This is a genomic window from Saccharopolyspora shandongensis, from assembly GCF_900106995.1.
Taxonomy (GTDB): Bacteria; Actinomycetota; Actinomycetes; order Mycobacteriales; family Pseudonocardiaceae; genus Saccharopolyspora; species Saccharopolyspora shandongensis.
This window is the reverse complement of the sequence record NZ_FNOK01000040.1, coordinates 21,285-38,470: the sequence shown is the minus strand read 5'-3', so window position 1 is coordinate 38,470 and position 17,186 is coordinate 21,285. Positions and strand designations below refer to the sequence as shown.

The window sequence follows — 17,186 nt, the reverse complement described above, 5'->3', positions numbered from 1 at the left end:
CGGGGAGCTTTGCGAGGTCGGGGGTGCCCGTGACCGGGCCACTCGCAATGCCGGGAACCCGCGGTGCGCGGGGGCTCGTGAGCGCCTGTGGCCGTCCTGGCGACCAGACGCGCTCACGGCCGATCACCAGCGCGAACGCCCGTTCGGGCGCGGGTTTCCGGGCTTGTTGGTGGGCATCGGATCGAGTTGGAGGAACGGCACCGGTGAGCGCGGGACGTGCGGTCGGACTGCTACTCGGAGTGGCCGCGGACGCGGCGATCGGCGACCCGAGGCGCGGGCATCCGGTCGCGATCTTCGGCAAGGCCGCCCAGGCCGCCGAGCGGGCGCTGCACCGGGACCGGCGGCTGGCCGGCATCGCGTACACCGGCCTGCTGGTCGGCGGCACGGTCGGCGTCGGGGTCCTGGCGCAGCGGCTGTCCCGGCGCAGCCCCGTGCTGGAGGCCGCCGTCACCGGGCTGGCCACCTGGGCGGTGCTCGGCGGCTCGTCGCTGGCGGACGAAGGCACCGCGATGGCCCGGATGCTCGACGCGGGGGAGATCGACGCGGCCCGGGTGCGGCTGCGCAACCTGTGCGGGCGGGACTCGGCGGTGCTGGACGGGCAGGGCCTGGCCAGGGCCACGGTCGAGTCGGTCGCCGAGAACACCTCGGACGCGGTGGTGGCGCCGCTGGTGTGGGGAGCGATCGCCGGGGTGCCGGGGCTGATCGGCTACCGCGCGGCCAACACGCTCGACGCCATGGTCGGCCACCGCTCGCCGCGCTACCGCAACTTCGGCTGGGCGTCGGCGCGCCTGGACGACGTGCTGAACCTGGTGCCGTCCCGCCTCGCGGCCGTGCTGACCTCGGCGTGCGCGCCGGTGGTCGGCGGCTCGGCGGGCGGCGCGTGGCGGACCTGGCGGCAGGACGCCTCGGCGCACCCGAGCCCGAACGCGGGGCAGGTGGAGGCGGCGTTCGCCGGTGCCCTCCAGATCCGGCTCGGCGGCCGCACGGTGTACGGCCACGTGGTGGAGCAGCGCCCGGTGCTGGGCGAGGGCCGGACGGCGGACGCGGGCGACGTGACGCGCAGCGTCGAGCTCTCGCGGGTGATCGGCACGGTCACGGGAGTCCTGACGGCGGCGTTCGCCCTGACCAGGGGAATCCGCCGGGACCGCCGGAACCGCTGACGTTCCGCCTGCCCAGGCGCCGTGAGTGTTTGTGCCGCTGTGGCGATCCAACGTGCTCACGACACCTGAACCGCGGAAATTGGAACGCGCGAGCCCGATGGGCGCGGGCCGGGCCCGTTTCACAACGGCTCCGCCCGCCGCGTACGTGCCCGCCTGACATCGATGGCGATTTCGCGCGAAAGCGCCGCCCTGAGCCCCGGGCGACCACGTCCCGCGCGTGCCCGCGGACCTCAGGGAGATCGGAACTCGTCTTGCGCGCCGAGGTCCGCCCGACTTCGGGCGAAATCGGGCGGACCTCGTGGCGTCGTCAGGCGTTGTTGGTCTGGTGGGCCGCGTCGTCGGCCGGGGCCCCGGCTTCGGCCTTGCGGCGGGCCTCTTCCTCGCGTTCCTGGCGCTCTTCCTCGGCGATCGCCTCGGCCACCGACATCTTCCGGCGGCGGCCGCTCTTCGCGACGGGCTTCGGCCCGTCGGCGGACTTCTCGTCGGCCGGGGCGTTGTGCCAGGCAGGGCGGGCGTCGGGGCGCAGCTCCGAGTACATCAGGTAGCCGATGGCGATGATCGCCATGATGCCGAAGGCGATCCACTGCAGGGCGTAGGAGAAGTACGGTCCCGATTCCAGACGCGGCAGCGGCATGGCGCCCAGCACGCCCGGCTGGCCGTCGTTGAGCACCACGTAGCCCGGCTGCAGGGCGAGGCCGGTGCCGGTCGAGATGGTCGCCGCGTTCACCGCGTAGGCCCAGCGATGCCCGTCGTGCTCGAACAGCGGGCGCTGCTTGCTGTCCTGCTCGTCGGTCCGGACGCGGGCGGTGACCGAGATGTCGCCGGTCGGCGCGGCCGCGTAGTCCGGTGCCCGGGTGCCGTCGACCGGGCGGATGAAGCCCCGGTCGACCAGCACCGTCGTGCCGTCGTCGAGGCGGAACGGGGTCAGCACCTCGAACGCGGGCTCGCCGAGCACGGTGCGCTGCCAGGCCAGCGTTTCGCCCTCCGGCAGGTACTGCCCGCGCAGCACGACCTGCGTCCACTCGGTCCGCTGGTCCGGCACCTGCCCCGCGGGCAGCACCTCCGCGAACGGCTTCGGCGGCGCGTGGAACGACTCGGCGATGGCGTTGTTGCGCGTCTGCGCTTCGTCGCTGCGGCTGAACTGCCAGGGCGCGAGGAGCGTGAAGCACAGCGACGCGAACACCACGACCAGTGCGATCAGGCCGAGCCAACCGGGTCGTAGCAAGAACTTCAGGCGCACTCCTACACGGTAGCCGAAGTAATCTGACCTGCGGTTTTCGGTTGTGGGAGCCGGATCGTGGCAGGTCAGCGCCCGTTTTGCCCGGGACGCGCGCACGACCGGGCGCCGCCCGGCGGGGGGTTCTGCCGGTGTGACGTAGTCGTCGGCGGAAGCGCACGACGGCGATCGGTCTCGTCGTCGGGTACCGCTGACCGCCTACCTGGCGCGGAGGGCGGATCGGGCGGCGGCGACGGCCTGGCCCGCGTAGCCACCGCCGAAGAGCACCGCGTGCACCAGCAGCGGGAACAGCTGGTGCAGGCCGATCCGCTGCTCCCAGCCCTCGGCCAGCGGGCTGACCTCCTGGTACGCCGCCACGACGCGGTCCAGGTGGGGGCAGCCGAACAGGCGCAGCATGGCGAGGTCGGTCTCGCGGTGCCCGCCGTGCGCGGCCGGATCGATCAGCCACGCCCGCTGCGCACCCCAGTGCACGTTGCCGCTCCACAGGTCGCCGTGCAGCCGGGCCGGCGGCTCGGCGGGCCCGGCGAGTTCGTCGATCTGCGCGCACACCAGCGAGATCAGCGCGCCGCCCTCGGCGCTGACCGTCCCCGCGTCGACGGCGCGGCGCAGGTACGGCTCGATCCGGTGCCGGGAGTAGAAGGCGGGCCACTGCTCGCCCGGCTCGTTGCGCATCCGGGCGAGCCCGATCCACGCGTCCGCCGGACCGCCCGGCGGCGCTGCGCCGAAGGAGGTCGCCCCGGCCGCGTGCAGCGCGGCGAGTTCGCGGCCGAGGCGCTCGGCGGCGAGCGCGTTCGGCGCCGCCGCCGGGATGTGCTCGGTGACCAGCCATTTCTCGTCGTGGCCATGCACCTCGGGGACGGCGATGGCGTCGGGCTCGGCGAGCCAGGCCAGCGATGCCGCCTCGGCCGCTATGGCGCCGGGCATCGGTGCGGTCTTGGCGAAGACCGTCGTGCCGTCGTCGAGGCGGACCGCGAACGCGGCCGCTGTGTCGCCGCCGCTGAGCTGTCGCACGTTGTCGGGCGTCCGCCCGGTGATCTCCGCTACGGCCGCCCGGGCTTGGTCGCGCATCGCCGTCACAGCCGTTCGCGGACCCAGACCAGCAGGCCCGGCGTCGCGGCCTCGATCATCGCCAGCACGTCGTCGAACCCGTTCGGCCCGCCGTAGTACGGGTCCGGGACCTCGGCGCCGTCGGCGGAGTCCGGGTCGAAGGAGCGCAGCAGCCGCACCTCGGTCGAGCCGTCGACGAGGCGGCGCACCGCGCGCAGGTGTCCGGCGTCCATCGCGACGAGCAGGTCGGCGTCCAGGTGGTGGTCGTCGACCTGGGCCGCGACGTGCTCGGTGGGGTAGCCGTGGTCGGCGAGCACCTTCGCGGTGCGCGGATCGGCGGGCTCGCCGACGTGCCACGGCCCGGTCCCGGCACTGGTGACCTCGACCTGCCCGTCCAGCCCGGCCCGCCGCAGCTGCTCGCGGAACACCAGGGCGGCCATCGGGGAACGGCAGATGTTGCCGGTACAGATGAAGGAGATGTGCACGTTTCCCGAGGGTACGGGCCGCTCGCGCCCGGCCGGGGGGACCGGAGGAGTGAACGGACCGTTCGCTCCGCCTATCGGGACGAACGGTCCGTTCACCTCGTGGGACTCGCTCCGCCCGGCGCGGCGCACCCGCCGGGGGGACGGTCGGATCACCGCTGCCTTCGGGGCGCACGGCCCCGATTCAGCCCTGGTTAGACTGCCCGGAATGAACAGCGGGGACGACCGGGATTCGTTGCGCCACCACGGCGACGTCGACGCCGAGCACGGCCTGCTCGACTTCGCGGTGAACGTCCGCCTCGACCGCCCCCCGGCGTGGCTGCGCCACCGCCTCGCGGCGGCGCTGGACCGCCTCGGCCGCTACCCGTCGGCCGCCGACGACCTGGCCGCTCGGTCGGCTGCCGCCGCCCGCCACGGCCGCACCGCCGACGAGGTCCTGCCGCTGGCCGGGGCCGCGGAGGGCTTCGCGCTCCTGCCGTCGCTGCGCCCCCGCCTCGCCGCGCTGGTGCACCCCTCGTTCACCGAGCCCGAGCTGGCGTTGCGCACCGCGGGTGTCGAGGTGGCGCGGGTGCAGCTGGATCCGGCGGACGGCTACCGCCTGGACGCCACCGCGGTGCCGGAGCAGGCGGATCTCGTGGTGCTGGGCAATCCGACCAACCCGACGTCGGTGCTGCATCCGGCGGCGGAGATCCGGCGCCTTCTGCGGCCGGGCCGGGTGGTGCTCGTCGACGAGGCGTTCGCCGACACCGTGCCGGGCGAGCCGGAGTCGCTCGCGGGCTGCCGGGAGCCCGGGCTGCTGGTGTTCCGCAGCCTGACCAAGATGTGGGGGCTGCCGGGGCTGCGCGCTGGATACGCGCTGGGGGATCCGGAGCTGCTGCGGCGGCTGTCCCGCTATCGTCCACATTGGCCGGTCAACGCGCTGGTGCTGGAGGCGATGATCGCCTGCTGCGAGCCGGCGGCGCTGGCCGAATCCGGGCAGGCGGCGGCCGAGTTCGAGGAGCACCGCGCCGGGCTGGTCGCCGAGCTCGACGGCATCCCGGGGCTGCGGATCGCGCTGCCCGCCCGCGCCCCGTTCCTGCTGCTGCAGGTGGCCGGCGGGGCGGAAGTGCGGGAAGCGCTGCGGCAGCACGGAATCGCGGTCCGCCGGGGCGACACGTTCCCCGGGCTCGGCCCCGATCACCTGCGGGTCGCGGTTCGCGACCCGGCGCAGAACGCTTTGCTGGTGAAGGCATTACGGGACATCTTGGGACGGGGGTGAGCCGGTGGTGACGCGGCTTCGAGAGGTGATCGGCGCGCTGGAGGAGGCGTATCCGCCCGCGCTGGCGGAGAGCTGGGACGCGGTCGGCCTGGCGTGCGGCGACCCGGACGCGGTCGTGCAGCGGGTGCTGTTCTGCGTGGACCCGGTCGAGGCCACTGTGGACGAAGCGGTGGATTTCGGCGCGCAGCTGGTGGTTTCGCACCACCCGCTGCTGCTGCGCGGGGTGCACGGGGTGCCCGCGGACGATCCCAAGGGCCGGATCGTGCACCGGCTGATCCGCGCCGGCATCGGCCTGTACTGCGCGCACACCAACGCCGACAGCGCGGTGCAGGGCGTGTCGGATGCGCTGGCCGCGGCGATCGGCCTGACGGTGCTCCGGCCGCTGGTGCCGCACGCGGAGGGCGCCGAGACCGGGCTCGGGCGCATCGGCGAGCTGCCCGAGGCCGAGCCGTTCCGCGACTTCGTGAGCCGCGTCGCGCAGAACCTGCCCACCACGGCCTGGGGCGTGCGCGGTGCGGGCGACCCCGAGCGGCCGATCCGCACCGTCGCGGTGTGCGGCGGCGCGGGCGATTCCTACCTGGCGACCGCGGCTGCCGCGGGCGTCGACGCCTACGTGACCGCCGACCTGCGGCACCACCCGGCCGGCGAGCACCTGGCCCGCGCCGACGTGCCCGGGGCGCAGGTGCCCGCCCTGGTGGACGTGGCGCACTGGGCGAGCGAGTGGCCGTGGTGCCAACAGGCCGCGGACATCGTCGCCGCCGCGCTGCCGGATACAGTCGAAGTCCTCGTTTCCACCCGCCGCACCGACCCGTGGACCGTCCACGCCGGCGCGGCATCAGACCCAGGGAGGGCGCTCGCGTGAAAGCCGACCCCGCCGTTCAGCGACGGCTGCTCGATCTCGCGGAGGCGGATGCGGAGCTCAACCGCATCGAGCACCGCAGGCGCACGCTGCCGGAGCTGGACCAGATCGGCCAGGCCGAGGGCGAGGTGCGCGCCAAGCGCGACGAGCTGGTGGTCGCCCAGACCGCGTTCAGCGACCTGGACCGCGAGGTCAAGCGGCTGGAGAACGAGGTCGAGCAGGTGCGCGCCCGGGAGCGGCGGGACCGCGACCTGATGGCGGCCGGCGCGTCCGCCAAGCAGCTCGAAGATCTGGAGCACGAGCTGCAGACGCTCGCCCGCCGCCAGGGCATCCTCGAGGACGAGCAGCTCGAGGTCATGGAGCAGCGCGAGGCCCTCGAAACGAACGTGACGAAGTCGCGCGAGGCCGTCGCCGTCGCCGAGGAGCGGCTCGCGGACATCCAGTCGCGCCGCGACGAGGCGCTCACCGACCTGGAGGTGGCGGAGACGCGCCGCAAGGTCGAGCGGGACCTGATCACCAAGGCGATGCCTGCGGACCTCCTCGCGCTCTACGAGCGCATCCGCTCGCAGCGCGGCGTCGCGGCCGGGCAGCTGCAGGGCGCCCGGTGCGGCGCGTGCCGGATCGAGCTCGACCGCACCGCGCTGACCGAGGTGCGCGAGGCTGCGGCCGACGACGTGGTCCGCTGCGAGGAGTGCGGCGCGATCATGGTGCGGACCGGGGAGAACCGGTGAGCTCGCGGGTCGTCGTCGAGGCCGACGGCGGATCGCGCGGCAACCCGGGCCCGGCCGGATGCGGCGCGGTGGTTCGCGACGCCGAGTCCGGCGAGGTGCTCGCCGAGCGCTCCATCGGGCTGGGCGTGGTGACCAACAACGTCGCCGAGTACCAGGGCGTGATCGCAGGCCTGCGGGCCGCCGCCGAGCTCGGTGCCGCCGAGCTCGAGGTGCGGATGGACTCCAAGCTGGTCATCGAGCAGCTGGCGGGACGCTGGAAGGTCAAGCACGTCAACCTGCAGCCGCTGGCCGCCGAGGCCCGGCAGCTGATCGCCGGGTTCGGCCGCGTGGACCTGAAGTGGGTGCCGCGCGCCCAGAACGCGCACGCCGACCGGCTGGCCAACGAGGCGATGGACCGGCAGGCCGGCGGCGGCGCCGAGAAGTCGAGCGGCACGTCGACGTCCGGCACGGCGAGCACGAGCTCCGCGCGCATCCGGCCGTCCGGATGGCTCGGCGCCGACGGCACGCCGACGAAGATGCTGCTGCTGCGCCACGGGCAGACGCCGATGTCGGTGGACCGGCGCTACTCCGGCCGGGGCGACGTCGCGCTGACCCCGCTGGGGGAGCGGCAGGTGCGCGCGGCGGGCAAGCGCCTGGCCGCGATGGACGGCGTGATCACGCCGGATGGCATCGCGCCGGTGATCGCCTCGCCGCTGACCAGGACCCGGCAGTCCGCGCAGGCGGTGGTCGACGCGACCGGCGGTGAACTGCACTTCCACGACGGCCTGCTGGAAACCGACTTCGGCGACTGGGAGGGCCTCACCTTCGGGGAGGCCTCCGAGCAGTTCCCGCGGCTGCACCGGAAGTGGCTCGGCGACCCGAGCATCGTGCCGCCGGGCGGCGAAAGCCTCGACGCGGTCTACGAGCGGGTCACGGCGGCCCGCGACGACCTCCTGGCCCGGTACGCGGGGCAGACGATCATCGTGGTCAGCCACGTGACGCCGATCAAGGCGCTGCTGCGCCTGGCCCTGGACGTCGGCCCGTCGATGTTCTACCGCCTGCACCTGGACCTGGCGTCGCTGTCGATCGTGGAGTTCTACCCGGACGGCAACGCGTCGGTCCGCCTGGTCAACGACATCTCCCACTGGTCGTAGAACCTGTTTCCAGGCTCTTTTTGCGTGGGGGTGCGGGTGGCGGCCCCCTGCGGGAGTTGCTGCGGCCTTCTCGCTGGGGGATGCCCGACCGCATGAATGCCAATTCACCACGTCGGGGTTGTCCTCGCTGAGAGAACCCCGGACGGGTGGGCGCCGTGAACCTGCGGCGGTGCCGGTTGCGAGGGTGGGCTAAGCGGCTGCGCCGCTTCAAGGACAAAGGCCGAACCACAGTCGAAACCCTCTGAAGAGCCTCGTTGCCATTTCAAACGCCGAGACTTGGTGCTGTTGCGCCGAAAACTCACTGCCGGTGATCCCCCGGCGCTTCCGAGCCGTTCCGCAGCGTCCCTGGTTCAGACCATTGACATGTGTGAGGTGGGTTACTAGCGTGCCCTGAAACCGTATAGGAAGTTAACGGATAGGGGTTTCGGTGGCGCGGGAAGCAGGGGCGGCACGGGACGGGAGCCCGCGGTTGCTGCGGGCGATCAACGATCGGGCCGCGATCGAGGCGATGCTGCGGCGGGGCGCGTTGACCCGGGCCGAGCTCGAAGCCGCCATCGGCCTGTCCAAGCCCGCGACCGTCGCGCTGCTCGCCCGGCTGGAGAAGGCCGGCATGGTGCGCCGCGGCAAGCTGCGCGGCGGAAATCGCGGGCCCGCCGCCCAGATGTGGTCGGTGAACGGCGCCCTCGCGCACGTCGCGGGCGTGAGCCTGACCCCCGACGAGGTCGACATCGTGATCGCCGACATCACCGGCGAGATCCGCGTGGAGCACCGCAGCGCACTGCCGTCCGGCAACGACGCGCCGCTGGCGTTCGCCACCGCGATGACCGAGGCCGCCGCCCGCGCCGAGCTGCGCCCCGACCAGCTCGCCAAGGTCGTGATCGGCTCGCCGGGTGCGGTCAACCCGGCCACCGGGCACCTCGGCTTCGCCCCGCACCTGCCCGGCTGGGAGGGCTTCGACCTGCCCGGCCGGCTGCGCGCCGAACTGGGCACCGACGTGATCGTCGACAACGACGTCAACCTGGTCGCGCTCGTGGAGATGACCGCCGGGAGGGCCCAGCAGGTCAGGGACTTCGTGCTGGTCTGGCTCAGCGACGGGCTCGGCGCCGCCGTTGTGATCGACCGCGTGCTGCACCGCGGGGTCACCGGCGGCGCGGGCGAGATCGACTGGATGCGCGCGCCCGACCGGGCCCGGCTGGACACCGGCGTGGACCGCACCGGCTCGCGGCTGGGCGGCCTGCTCAGCTACCGGTCGATCAACAAGCTCGCCCGCGCGCACGGCCTGAAGGCCCGCAACGGCGCGGCGGCCGTGCAGGCCGCGCACGCCGCGGGCGCCGCCGGGCAGGCGTTCCTCGCCGACCTGGCGCGCCGCGTCGCCACCGGCGTCGCCGGGGTCGTCAGCGTCCTCGACCCCGAACTCGTGCTGCTGACCGCCGAAATCGCGCAGGTCGGCGGCCGGCAGTTCGCCGACCTGGTCGCCGCCGAGCTGCACCGCCTCGTCGTGCCGCGCACCCCCGTGGAACCGGCGGAGTGCACCGAGCGCGCGGTGCGTGCGGGCGCCCTGCAAGTGGCCCTCGGCCTCGCCCGGGAGCAGGTCTTCGGCCTGCCCGCCACAGCGGTGGGAATCCGATCCGACCCGGAAGTCCAGTTGGAGGAGGCGCGATGAGACGGTCAACGGTCGTGAGCGGCCGTTCCGGCGAGAACCGGAACTATCGCTCACGAGCATTAGCGGCGGCGGGAACGGCGGTGGCGGCGCTGGTCGCCGCGTCCTGCACGGCGGGCTCCACATCGGACGGTCCGCAGCCCGCGCCCGGTCCGGACCAGCAGGTCACCATCACGGTGTCCAGCCAGTTCACCGACCGCGAGCTCGACGTGCTCAACCGGGCGCTCGACGGGTTCCACGCCAAGCACCCGAACATCACCATCAACAGCCAGGGCAACCAGGACGACGACAAGATCACCCAGGCGATCCGCGGCGGCAACCCGCCGGACGTGGCGATCTCGGCGGAGACGATCAACCTCGGCCAGTTCTGCTCCAGCGGCGCCTGGCAGGACCTCGGCCCCTACCTGCAGCGCGACCAGGTCGACCTGAACCAGATCCCGAAGGTCGTCCAGGAGTACACGCAGTTCCAGGGCAAGCGCTGCGCGATGCCGCTGCTGGCCGACGTCTACGGCATGTACTACAACGCCGACCTCTTCGCCAGGGCGGGCATCACCGCGCCGCCGAAGACCGCGTCCGAGCTGACCGATCTCGCCAAGCGGCTCACCGAGTTCAACCCGGACGGCTCGATCAAGGTCGCCGGCTTCCTGCCGGTGCTGACCTCGCAGGCCAACCACCCGTGGAACTGGGCGCCGCACTTCGGCGCGAAGTGGATGGACGCGCAGGGCAAGTCGGTGCTGGGCCAGGACCCGGCCTGGCAGGAGATGTACCGCTGGCAGAAGGAACTCGTCGACTTCTACGGCTGGGACAAGCTGGTGCAGTTCACCTCCGGTCTCGGCCAGCAGTACTCCGCGGACAACGCCTTCCAGCAGGGCAAGATCGCGATGATGATCGACGGCGAGTACCGCACCGGGTTCATCGAGGACGACGCGCCGAACCTGCGCTTCGGCACCGCGCCGTTCCCGGTCGCCGACGGCAAGCCCGAGCTCTACGGCACCGGCTTCGTGACCGGCACGATCATCGGGATCCCGCGCGGCGCGGAGAACGCCGGCGCGGCCTGGGAACTCATCCGCTACCTGACCACCGACACGACGGCGCTGGTGGACCTGGCCAACGGCCTGAAGAACGTGCCGACCACCACCGCGGCGCTGCACGATCCCCGGTTGCAGAGCAGCGAGCAGTACAAGACCTTCCTGGACCTGTTCGACAACCCGCAGCTGGTGGCCAGCCCGCCCAGCCCGAACGGCAGCGCCTACATGAAGTCCACCGAGGACTTCTCGGTGAAGTGGCAGAGCGGTCAGGTCAGCGATCTCGGCGGGGCGTTGCGGGAACTGGACGCCCAGATCGACGCGGCCAAGGCGCTGGGCGGCGGCTGACGGCATGGTGGCGACGTTGGAACGGACGCGGCCGGGGCGGGCTGCCCCGGCCCGCGCCCGCACGGTGCGGAACCGCCTGCGGGTGCTGGGCTTCATGGCTCCGTGGATCATCGGCTTCAGCTGCTTCTTCGCGTATCCACTGCTGGCCACGGTGTTCTTCTCGTTCACCGGCTACGACCTGCTGACCCCGCCGGAATGGGTCGGGCTGCGCAACTACGCGTACCTGCTCTTCGGCGACCCGGTGGTGCGCATCGCCGCGGTGAACACGATCTGGCTGGTCGTGGTCCTCACCGTGCTGCGCGTGGTGTTCGCGCTCGGCGTCGCCGCCGTGCTCGCCCGGGTGCGCAGTGGCGTCGGGCTGCTGCGCACCCTCTGCTACCTGCCCGCGCTCGCGCCGCCGGTGGCGGCCACGCTGGCCTTCACCTTCCTGTTCAACCCCGGCACCGGGCCGGTGAACGGGTTGCTGGGGCTGCTGGGCATCGACGGCCCGCTGTGGTTCAACGACCCGGCGTGGGCCAAGCCCGCCCTGACGCTGCTCACGCTGTGGGGCAGCGGCGAACTGATGATCATCATGCTGGCGGCGCTGCTGGACGTGCCGCAGGAGCTGCACGAGGCGGCGGCGCTCGACGGCGCGGGCCCGGCCCGCCGGTTCTGGCACATCACGCTGCCGTCGATCGCGCCGGTGCTGCTGTTCGGCGTGGTCAACTCGATCATCTTCGCGCTGCAGTACTTCACCCAGGCGGTGGTCGCCGGTTCGGTGGCCTCCGGGCAGGCGGAGGTGGTGGGCAGCAGCAAGGTCCTGGGCTACCCGGACAACGCGACGCTGACCTTCCCGGCCTGGCTCTACCAGCAGGGATTCCACTACTACAACATGGGTTACGCGGCGGCGATGGCGGTCGTGCTGTTCGTGTTCTCCCTCGGTTTCACCGCGTTGCTCATCCGCCGGATGCGCGGCGGCACCAACGCCGAGGAGGTGGGCTGATGTCGCACGGGCGGTTGTATTGGGTGGCGGTGCACAGCGTCGGGATCGCGCTCGGGCTGATGTTCTTGCTGCCGTTGGTCTTCGTGTTCCTCACCGCGGCGATGTCCGACCAGCAGGCGCTCACCGCCGACCTGTGGCCGCGGGAGTGGCACTGGGAGAACTTCGGCGAGGTCTTCACCAAGGCTCCGATGCTGCAGTACCTCGCCAACAGCCTGCTCTACTCGGTGCTGGCCACGGCTTTCATGCTGATCTCCAGCATCCCGGTGGCCTACGCGCTGGCGAAGCTGCGCTGGCGGGGCCGCAACGCCGCGTTCGTGCTGGTGATCGCGGCCATGATGCTGCCGCCGCAGGTCACCGCGGTGCCGCTGTACATCGTGTGGACCCGCTTCGAGCTCACCGGCACGATCTGGCCGCTGATCATCCCGTACCTGTTCGGCGACGCGTTCAGCATCTTCCTGCTGCGCCAGTTCTTCCTGACCATCCCGCAGTCCTATGTGGATGCCGCGAAGGTGGACGGCTGTTCCGAGTTCACCGCGATGCTGCGGGTCGTGCTGCCAATGGCGCGGCCCGGCATCGCCGCGGCAGCCCTGTTCTGCTTCCTCTACACCTGGAACGACTTCTTCGGCCCGCTGCTCTACGCCGGCGAGAGCCAGCAGTCCTGGACGCTGTCGGTAGGGCTGGCGTCGTTCCGCGGCATGCACCGGGTGGAGTGGAACCTGACGATGGCCGCGACCGTGCTGGTGATGCTGCCGGTCATCGTGCTCTTCCTGTTCGCGCAACGAGCCTTCGTCCGCGGCATCACCTTCACCGGAGTCAAGGGGTAGCGGAATGTGTCGAGGGGGGAGGAGGTTGATGATTTGGTAGATCGTGGGGGTTGTCGGTGCCGGTCGATACTGTTCTCGGTGATGAGGACGGTGCTGCAGGCGTACCGGTTCGTGCTGGACCCGAATCCTGGGCAGGAGTCGGCGTTGCGGTCGCACTGTGGTGCGCAGCGGTTCGCGTTCAACTGGGGGCTGGGCCGCATCAAAGCCAACCGTGATCAGCGGAAAGCCGAAGCATCGTACGGCCTAGGCGGGGATGAGTTGACGCCGTATGTGAGCTGGTCGGCCTACAACTTGCGCAAGGACTGGAACCAGGCCAAGGATGCAGTTGCGCCGTGGTGGCAGGAAAATTCGAAGGAGGCGTACTCGTCTGGCTTGGCCAATCTGGCGGCTGCGCTGAAGAACTGGGGCGACTCGAACACGGGAAGACGCAAAGGCAGCAAGCTCGGGTTCCCGAAGTTCAAAGGCAGGCGGGCTGGGTTGTCGTGCCGGTTCACCACCGGCAGCTTCGGTCTCGCCGACCACGACCGGCGGCATGTGAAGCTGCCCCGTATCGGGGTGGTGCGTACCCATGAGTCCACGCGCAAGCTCGCTCGTCATGTGGAGTGCGGGAGGGCACGGATCCGGTCGGCGACGGTGTCGTACCGGGCGGGGCGCTGGTGTGTGTCGTTCTCGGTGGAGATCACCCACGACGATCCCGCCCCTTCCCAGCCCGATGTAACGGTGGGGGTGGATCTCGGGATCAAGTCCCTCGCGGTCTTGTCGACCGGTGAGGTGATCGCCAATCCGAAGCATCTCGAAGTCGCGCAACGAGAGTTGCGACGGTTGCAACGTCAGGCTTCTCGACGTCAAGGCCCGAACCGGCGTACCAGACAGAAGCCGTCGAACCGGTGGCGCAACACTCAAGCCCGCATCGCCAAGCTTCACACCAAGGTGGCCAACGCGCGTCGCGACGGGCTGCACAAGCTGTCCACCCGGCTGGTGCGGACTTTCGGTGCGATCGTGTTGGAAGACCTCAACGTTGCGGGCATGACCCGCAACCGCCGCTTGGCGCGGCAGGTCGCGGGTGTCGGCATGGCCGAACTCCGACGTCAGGTCGAGTACAAAGCCTCCTGGGCCGGGGTGGGCGTGCACGTCGCGGACCGGTGGTATCCCAGCTCTAAATCGTGTTCGGATTGTGGCGTGGTGAAAGCCAAGCTGCGCCTGTCCGACCGTGTTTTCACCTGCTCCTCCTGCGGGATGAGCTTGGATCGTGACCTCAACGCGGCCCGCAACCTCGCCAAGCTTGCTGAGGCCACGACGTCCTCCCCGAGTTGCGGGGCGACGGTAAACGAGCCCGATGGAAACCCACACAAGCCCTGCAATACGCGGGCAGCGGGTATCGCCACGGGAAGACCCGCGCTCAACAGCGCGGGCCAACGCCGGCACCGCAAGGTGCTGGCTCACAACACGTGTCCACACACTTCGTGAACGGTAGCCAGCGATGAAACTGACTGTGGTGGGCGGCGGTTCCACCTACACGCCCGAACTCATTGACGGCCTCGCGGTCCGGCGGGAGCCGGTCATCGACGAGATCGTGCTGGTCGATCCGGATGCGGAGCGGCTGGAGGTGGTCGCCGCGTTCTGCCGCCGGCTGCTGCGGGAAGCGGGCCACCCGGCGCGGCTGCGCACCACGCCGGACGTCGTGGAGGCGGCCACCGGGGCGTCGGCCGTGCTGCTGCAGTTGCGCGTCGGCGGCCAGGAGGCGCGCTTCGGGGACGAGACGTTCCCGCTGGACTGTGGCTGCATCGGGCAGGAGACCACCGGGGCGGGCGGCCTCGCGAAGGCGCTGCGGACCGTCCCGGTGGTGCTCGACATCGCCGAGCACGTGCGGGCCGTCGCGCCGGACGCCTGGATCGTCAACTTCACCAACCCCGTCGGCATAGTCACCCGCGCCCTGCTGGCGGAGGGGCATCGCGCGGTCGGGCTGTGCAACGTCGCGATCACCTTCAGCCGCTGGATCGCGCAGCTGCTCGACGTCACGCCCGATGCCGTCCGGCTGGAGCACACCGGCCTGAACCACCTCACCTGGGTGCGCGGGGTCCGCGTCGACGGCCGCGACGTCCTGCCGGAGCTGCTGGCCGAGCACGCCGACGCGCTGGCCGGGCACATCGGCCTGCCGTCCGACCTGCTGCGGCGGCTCGGCATGGTGCCGTCCTACTACCTGAAGTACTTCTACGCCCACGACGAAGTGCTGGCGCAGCAACGCAAATCCCCGCCCCGCGCGGCCGTGGTCGCCGACGTCGAACGGGACCTCCTCAAGCGGTACGCGGACCCGTCGGTGAAGCGGAAGCCCGAGGAGCTGACGAAGCGCGGCGGGGCCTACTACTCGGAGGCGGCGGTGCAGCTGGTGCACGCCCTGACCGCGGGCGGCCCGGCGGAGCACGTGGTGAACGTGCGAAACGACGGCGCGCTGCCGTTCCTGCCGGACGACATGGTCGTCGAGACGAACTCCACTGTGGACTCCGCGGGAGCCCGGCCGCTGCCGGTGCGACCGGTGGAGCCCGCGCTGGCGGGCCTGATCGGCCACGTCGCCGGGTACGAGCAGCTGGCCCTGGAGGCCGCGCTGCGCGGCGGCCGCGACCGGGTCGCCGACGCGCTGCTCGCGCACCCGCTGATCGGCCAGCACGCCGTCGCCGACGAGCTGGCGGACGAACTCGTCCGGCGCAACGCCCCGTTCCTGCCGTGGGCCCGATGAAGCCCGCGGTGCTGGCCATCGACGGCGGCAACAGCAAGACCGACGTGCTGCTCGTCGCGGCCGACGGATCGGTGCTGGCCGCCGTGCGCGGGCCCGGCGCATCGCCCCAGCACGTCGGCGTGCGGCGGTGCCTGGACAGCCTCGCGGACCTGGCGCGGCAGGCCGCCGCCCTGGCCGGGGCGCCGACCGCGGAGCCGTTCGCGACGCACACCGCGGCGTGCCTGGCCGGCGCCGATCTGCCCCAGGAGGAGCTCGAACTCCGCCAGGCGATCGAAGAACGCGGCTGGTCGGACTCGGCGACGGTGGACAACGACACCTTCGCGCTGCTGCGGGCCGGCACCGACGACGGCGTCGGCGTCGCGGTGGTCTGCGGTGCCGGGATCAACGCGGTCGGGGTCGCGCCCGACGGCCGGACCTCCCGCTTCCCGGCGATCGGCCGGATCTCCGGTGACTGGGGCGGCGGGGCGTTCCTCGGGCAGGAGGCGCTGTGGTGGGCGGTGCGCGCCGAAGACGGTCGCGGTGCACCGACCGAGCTGCTGCCCGCGGTGCTCGCCCATTTCGGGGCGCGCACCGCGGCGGAGGTCGTCGAGGCGCTGCACTTCGAGGAACTGCCTGCGGGCGCGCTGCACGGGCTGTGCCCGGTGCTGTTCGAGGTCGCCGAGAGCGGCGACGCGATCGCGGGTGAGCTCGTCGACCGGCTCGCCGAGGAGATCGGGCTGCTCGCCACCGTGACGCTGCGCCGCCTCGGGCTGATCGACGGGCCCGCGGTGGTGGTCCTCGGCGGCGGAGTGCTCGCCGGGGCCGGGCGGCGGCTGCTGCCGGACATCACGCGCCGCTGCGCGAAGGTCTCGCCGGAGGTGGAGGTCCGCGTCGTCGAGGCGCCGCCGGTGATCGGCGCGGGACTGCTCGGCCTCGACCGCATCGGCGCCGACCCGGCCGCCCTGCGCAGGCTGGCCGGGGCCGATCCCAGGCCCGTCGGCCAAGGAACCTGAGCACCGGTGGGTCCGCAGTTTCAATTGAAACTGCGGAGCCACCGATGCCGCGGAAGACGGCCCTCGGACGGGTTGTGGCGGATGAGCCGGCCTGTAAGCCGGATTCTGTTCTCGGGAGCCTTGCGGCCGGCCCGGTCGGTGACCATCCATCTGGGCCTGCCGTCGCCGGCAGGCTCGGTGCGGCCTACCCGCGAACATCGGGCGAGCAGCCCTCGAACGTCCGCGCAGACGCCGCGAAGGCGTCCTCTTGACCTTGCTCCGGGTGGGGTTTACCGAGCCACCCCGGTCACCCGGGGTGCTGGTGGTCTCTTACACCACCGTTTCACCCTTACCCGGCGAAAACGCCGGGCGGTCTGTTCTCTGTGGCACTGTCCCGCGGGTCGCCCCGGGTTGCCGTTAGCAACCACCCTGCTCTGTGGAGTCCGGACTTTCCTCGACGAGATCGCTCCCGCCGCGGTCACCCGGCCGACTCATCCGCGCGTTCGAGTCTAGAGGGTCCGGAGGGCTGTCCGCGCAGGCGGTCGGCGCGGAGCCGGGCGCAGGCGGACAAGATCGACCCCGCAATCGGCGGATCCCCCGGGAGGGCTAATCTCGGCGTGCACGCGATGGGCGTTTTGCGCAGTTCCCCAGCGTGTGCGTTCAGTTGCGGAGGGTGACGGCGTTGGGTTCTTGAGGTCGGGGCGATCGGTGCCGGTCCGGCATCGGTTTCTCGGG

The 17,186-nt window shown here is 71.9% G+C and carries 15 protein-coding genes and 1 other RNA gene; 12 read left to right on the top strand and 4 right to left on the bottom strand.

Features of this window, described 5'->3' with window-relative positions; all coding sequences use genetic code 11:
• The first annotated feature begins 203 nt into the window (after positions 1-203).
• Positions 204-1,160 carry a cobalamin biosynthesis protein gene (locus BLW84_RS31710; protein WP_093272948.1) on the top strand — a complete coding sequence of 319 codons (957 nt, stop codon included), beginning with the start codon at positions 204-206 and terminating at the stop codon, positions 1,158-1,160.
• Positions 1,161-1,467: 307 nt separating this feature from the next.
• Here BLW84_RS31710 and BLW84_RS31705 read toward each other — a convergent pair whose 3' ends face one another.
• The 3 genes from BLW84_RS31705 to BLW84_RS31695 form a co-directional block, all read right to left on the bottom strand.
• Positions 1,468-2,400, bottom strand: a complete 933-nt coding sequence (locus tag BLW84_RS31705) for an SURF1 family cytochrome oxidase biogenesis protein (protein WP_093272946.1) — start codon at positions 2,398-2,400, stop codon at positions 1,468-1,470.
• Between the two features lie 195 nt (positions 2,401-2,595).
• Positions 2,596-3,465 carry a fructosamine kinase family protein gene (locus BLW84_RS31700; RefSeq protein ID WP_093273055.1) on the bottom strand — a complete coding sequence of 290 codons (870 nt, stop codon included), beginning with the start codon at positions 3,463-3,465 and terminating at the stop codon, positions 2,596-2,598.
• Between the two features lie 5 nt (positions 3,466-3,470).
• Positions 3,471-3,929 carry a low molecular weight protein-tyrosine-phosphatase gene (locus BLW84_RS31695; RefSeq protein WP_093272944.1) on the bottom strand — a complete coding sequence of 153 codons (459 nt, stop codon included), beginning with the start codon at positions 3,927-3,929 and terminating at the stop codon, positions 3,471-3,473.
• Between the two features lie 205 nt (positions 3,930-4,134).
• Here BLW84_RS31695 and cobC point away from each other — a divergent pair, with 205 nt between their 5' ends.
• The 11 genes from cobC (at position 4,135) to BLW84_RS31640 (ending at position 16,472) form a co-directional block, all read left to right on the top strand.
• Positions 4,135-5,184, top strand: a complete 1,050-nt coding sequence (cobC, locus tag BLW84_RS31690; protein ID WP_093272942.1) for an Rv2231c family histidinol phosphate aminotransferase CobC — start codon at positions 4,135-4,137, stop codon at positions 5,182-5,184.
• Between the two features lie 7 nt (positions 5,185-5,191).
• Entirely contained in the window at positions 5,192-6,046 is an 855-nt protein-coding gene (locus BLW84_RS31685) for a Nif3-like dinuclear metal center hexameric protein (protein WP_093272940.1), read from the top strand.
• On the top strand, positions 6,043-6,774 hold the full coding sequence (locus BLW84_RS31680) for a zinc ribbon domain-containing protein (protein ID WP_093272938.1): 732 nt from the start codon (positions 6,043-6,045) through the stop codon (positions 6,772-6,774). The genes BLW84_RS31685 and BLW84_RS31680 overlap by 4 nt, the downstream gene beginning before the upstream one ends.
• Positions 6,771-7,907, top strand: coding sequence for a bifunctional RNase H/acid phosphatase (locus BLW84_RS31675; RefSeq protein ID WP_093272936.1), 1,137 nt, complete (start codon positions 6,771-6,773; stop codon positions 7,905-7,907). The genes BLW84_RS31680 and BLW84_RS31675 overlap by 4 nt, the downstream gene beginning before the upstream one ends.
• A gap of 427 nt (positions 7,908-8,334) precedes the next feature.
• Entirely contained in the window at positions 8,335-9,570 is a 1,236-nt protein-coding gene (locus tag BLW84_RS31670) for an ROK family transcriptional regulator (protein WP_281247469.1), read from the top strand.
• Positions 9,567-10,940 (top strand): ABC transporter substrate-binding protein, encoded by a 1,374-nt coding sequence (locus BLW84_RS31665; RefSeq protein ID WP_093272934.1) that lies wholly within the window; start codon positions 9,567-9,569, stop codon positions 10,938-10,940. Before BLW84_RS31670 ends, BLW84_RS31665 begins: the two co-directional genes overlap by 4 nt.
• Positions 10,941-10,944: 4 nt before the next feature.
• Complete coding sequence (locus BLW84_RS31660; protein ID WP_177226794.1) at positions 10,945-11,922, top strand: carbohydrate ABC transporter permease; 978 nt, start codon at positions 10,945-10,947, stop codon at positions 11,920-11,922.
• Positions 11,922-12,746, top strand: a complete 825-nt coding sequence (locus BLW84_RS31655; protein ID WP_093272933.1) for a carbohydrate ABC transporter permease — start codon at positions 11,922-11,924, stop codon at positions 12,744-12,746. The genes BLW84_RS31660 and BLW84_RS31655 overlap by 1 nt, the downstream gene beginning before the upstream one ends.
• 81 nt (positions 12,747-12,827) lie before the next feature.
• Entirely contained in the window at positions 12,828-14,213 is a 1,386-nt protein-coding gene (tnpB, locus tag BLW84_RS31650) for an IS607 family element RNA-guided endonuclease TnpB (protein WP_093273046.1), read from the top strand.
• A 13-nt stretch (positions 14,214-14,226) separates the two neighbouring features.
• Positions 14,227-15,480 carry a 6-phospho-beta-glucosidase gene (locus tag BLW84_RS31645; protein WP_093272931.1) on the top strand — a complete coding sequence of 418 codons (1,254 nt, stop codon included), beginning with the start codon at positions 14,227-14,229 and terminating at the stop codon, positions 15,478-15,480.
• Positions 15,477-16,472, top strand: a complete 996-nt coding sequence (locus BLW84_RS31640; protein ID WP_093273044.1) for an N-acetylglucosamine kinase — start codon at positions 15,477-15,479, stop codon at positions 16,470-16,472. Before BLW84_RS31645 ends, BLW84_RS31640 begins: the two co-directional genes overlap by 4 nt.
• A 78-nt stretch (positions 16,473-16,550) precedes the next feature.
• Here BLW84_RS31640 and rnpB read toward each other — a convergent pair.
• An RNA gene (gene rnpB, locus BLW84_RS31635) (RNase P RNA component class A) lies at positions 16,551-16,945 on the bottom strand.
• Positions 16,946-17,186: the final 241 nt, after the last annotated feature.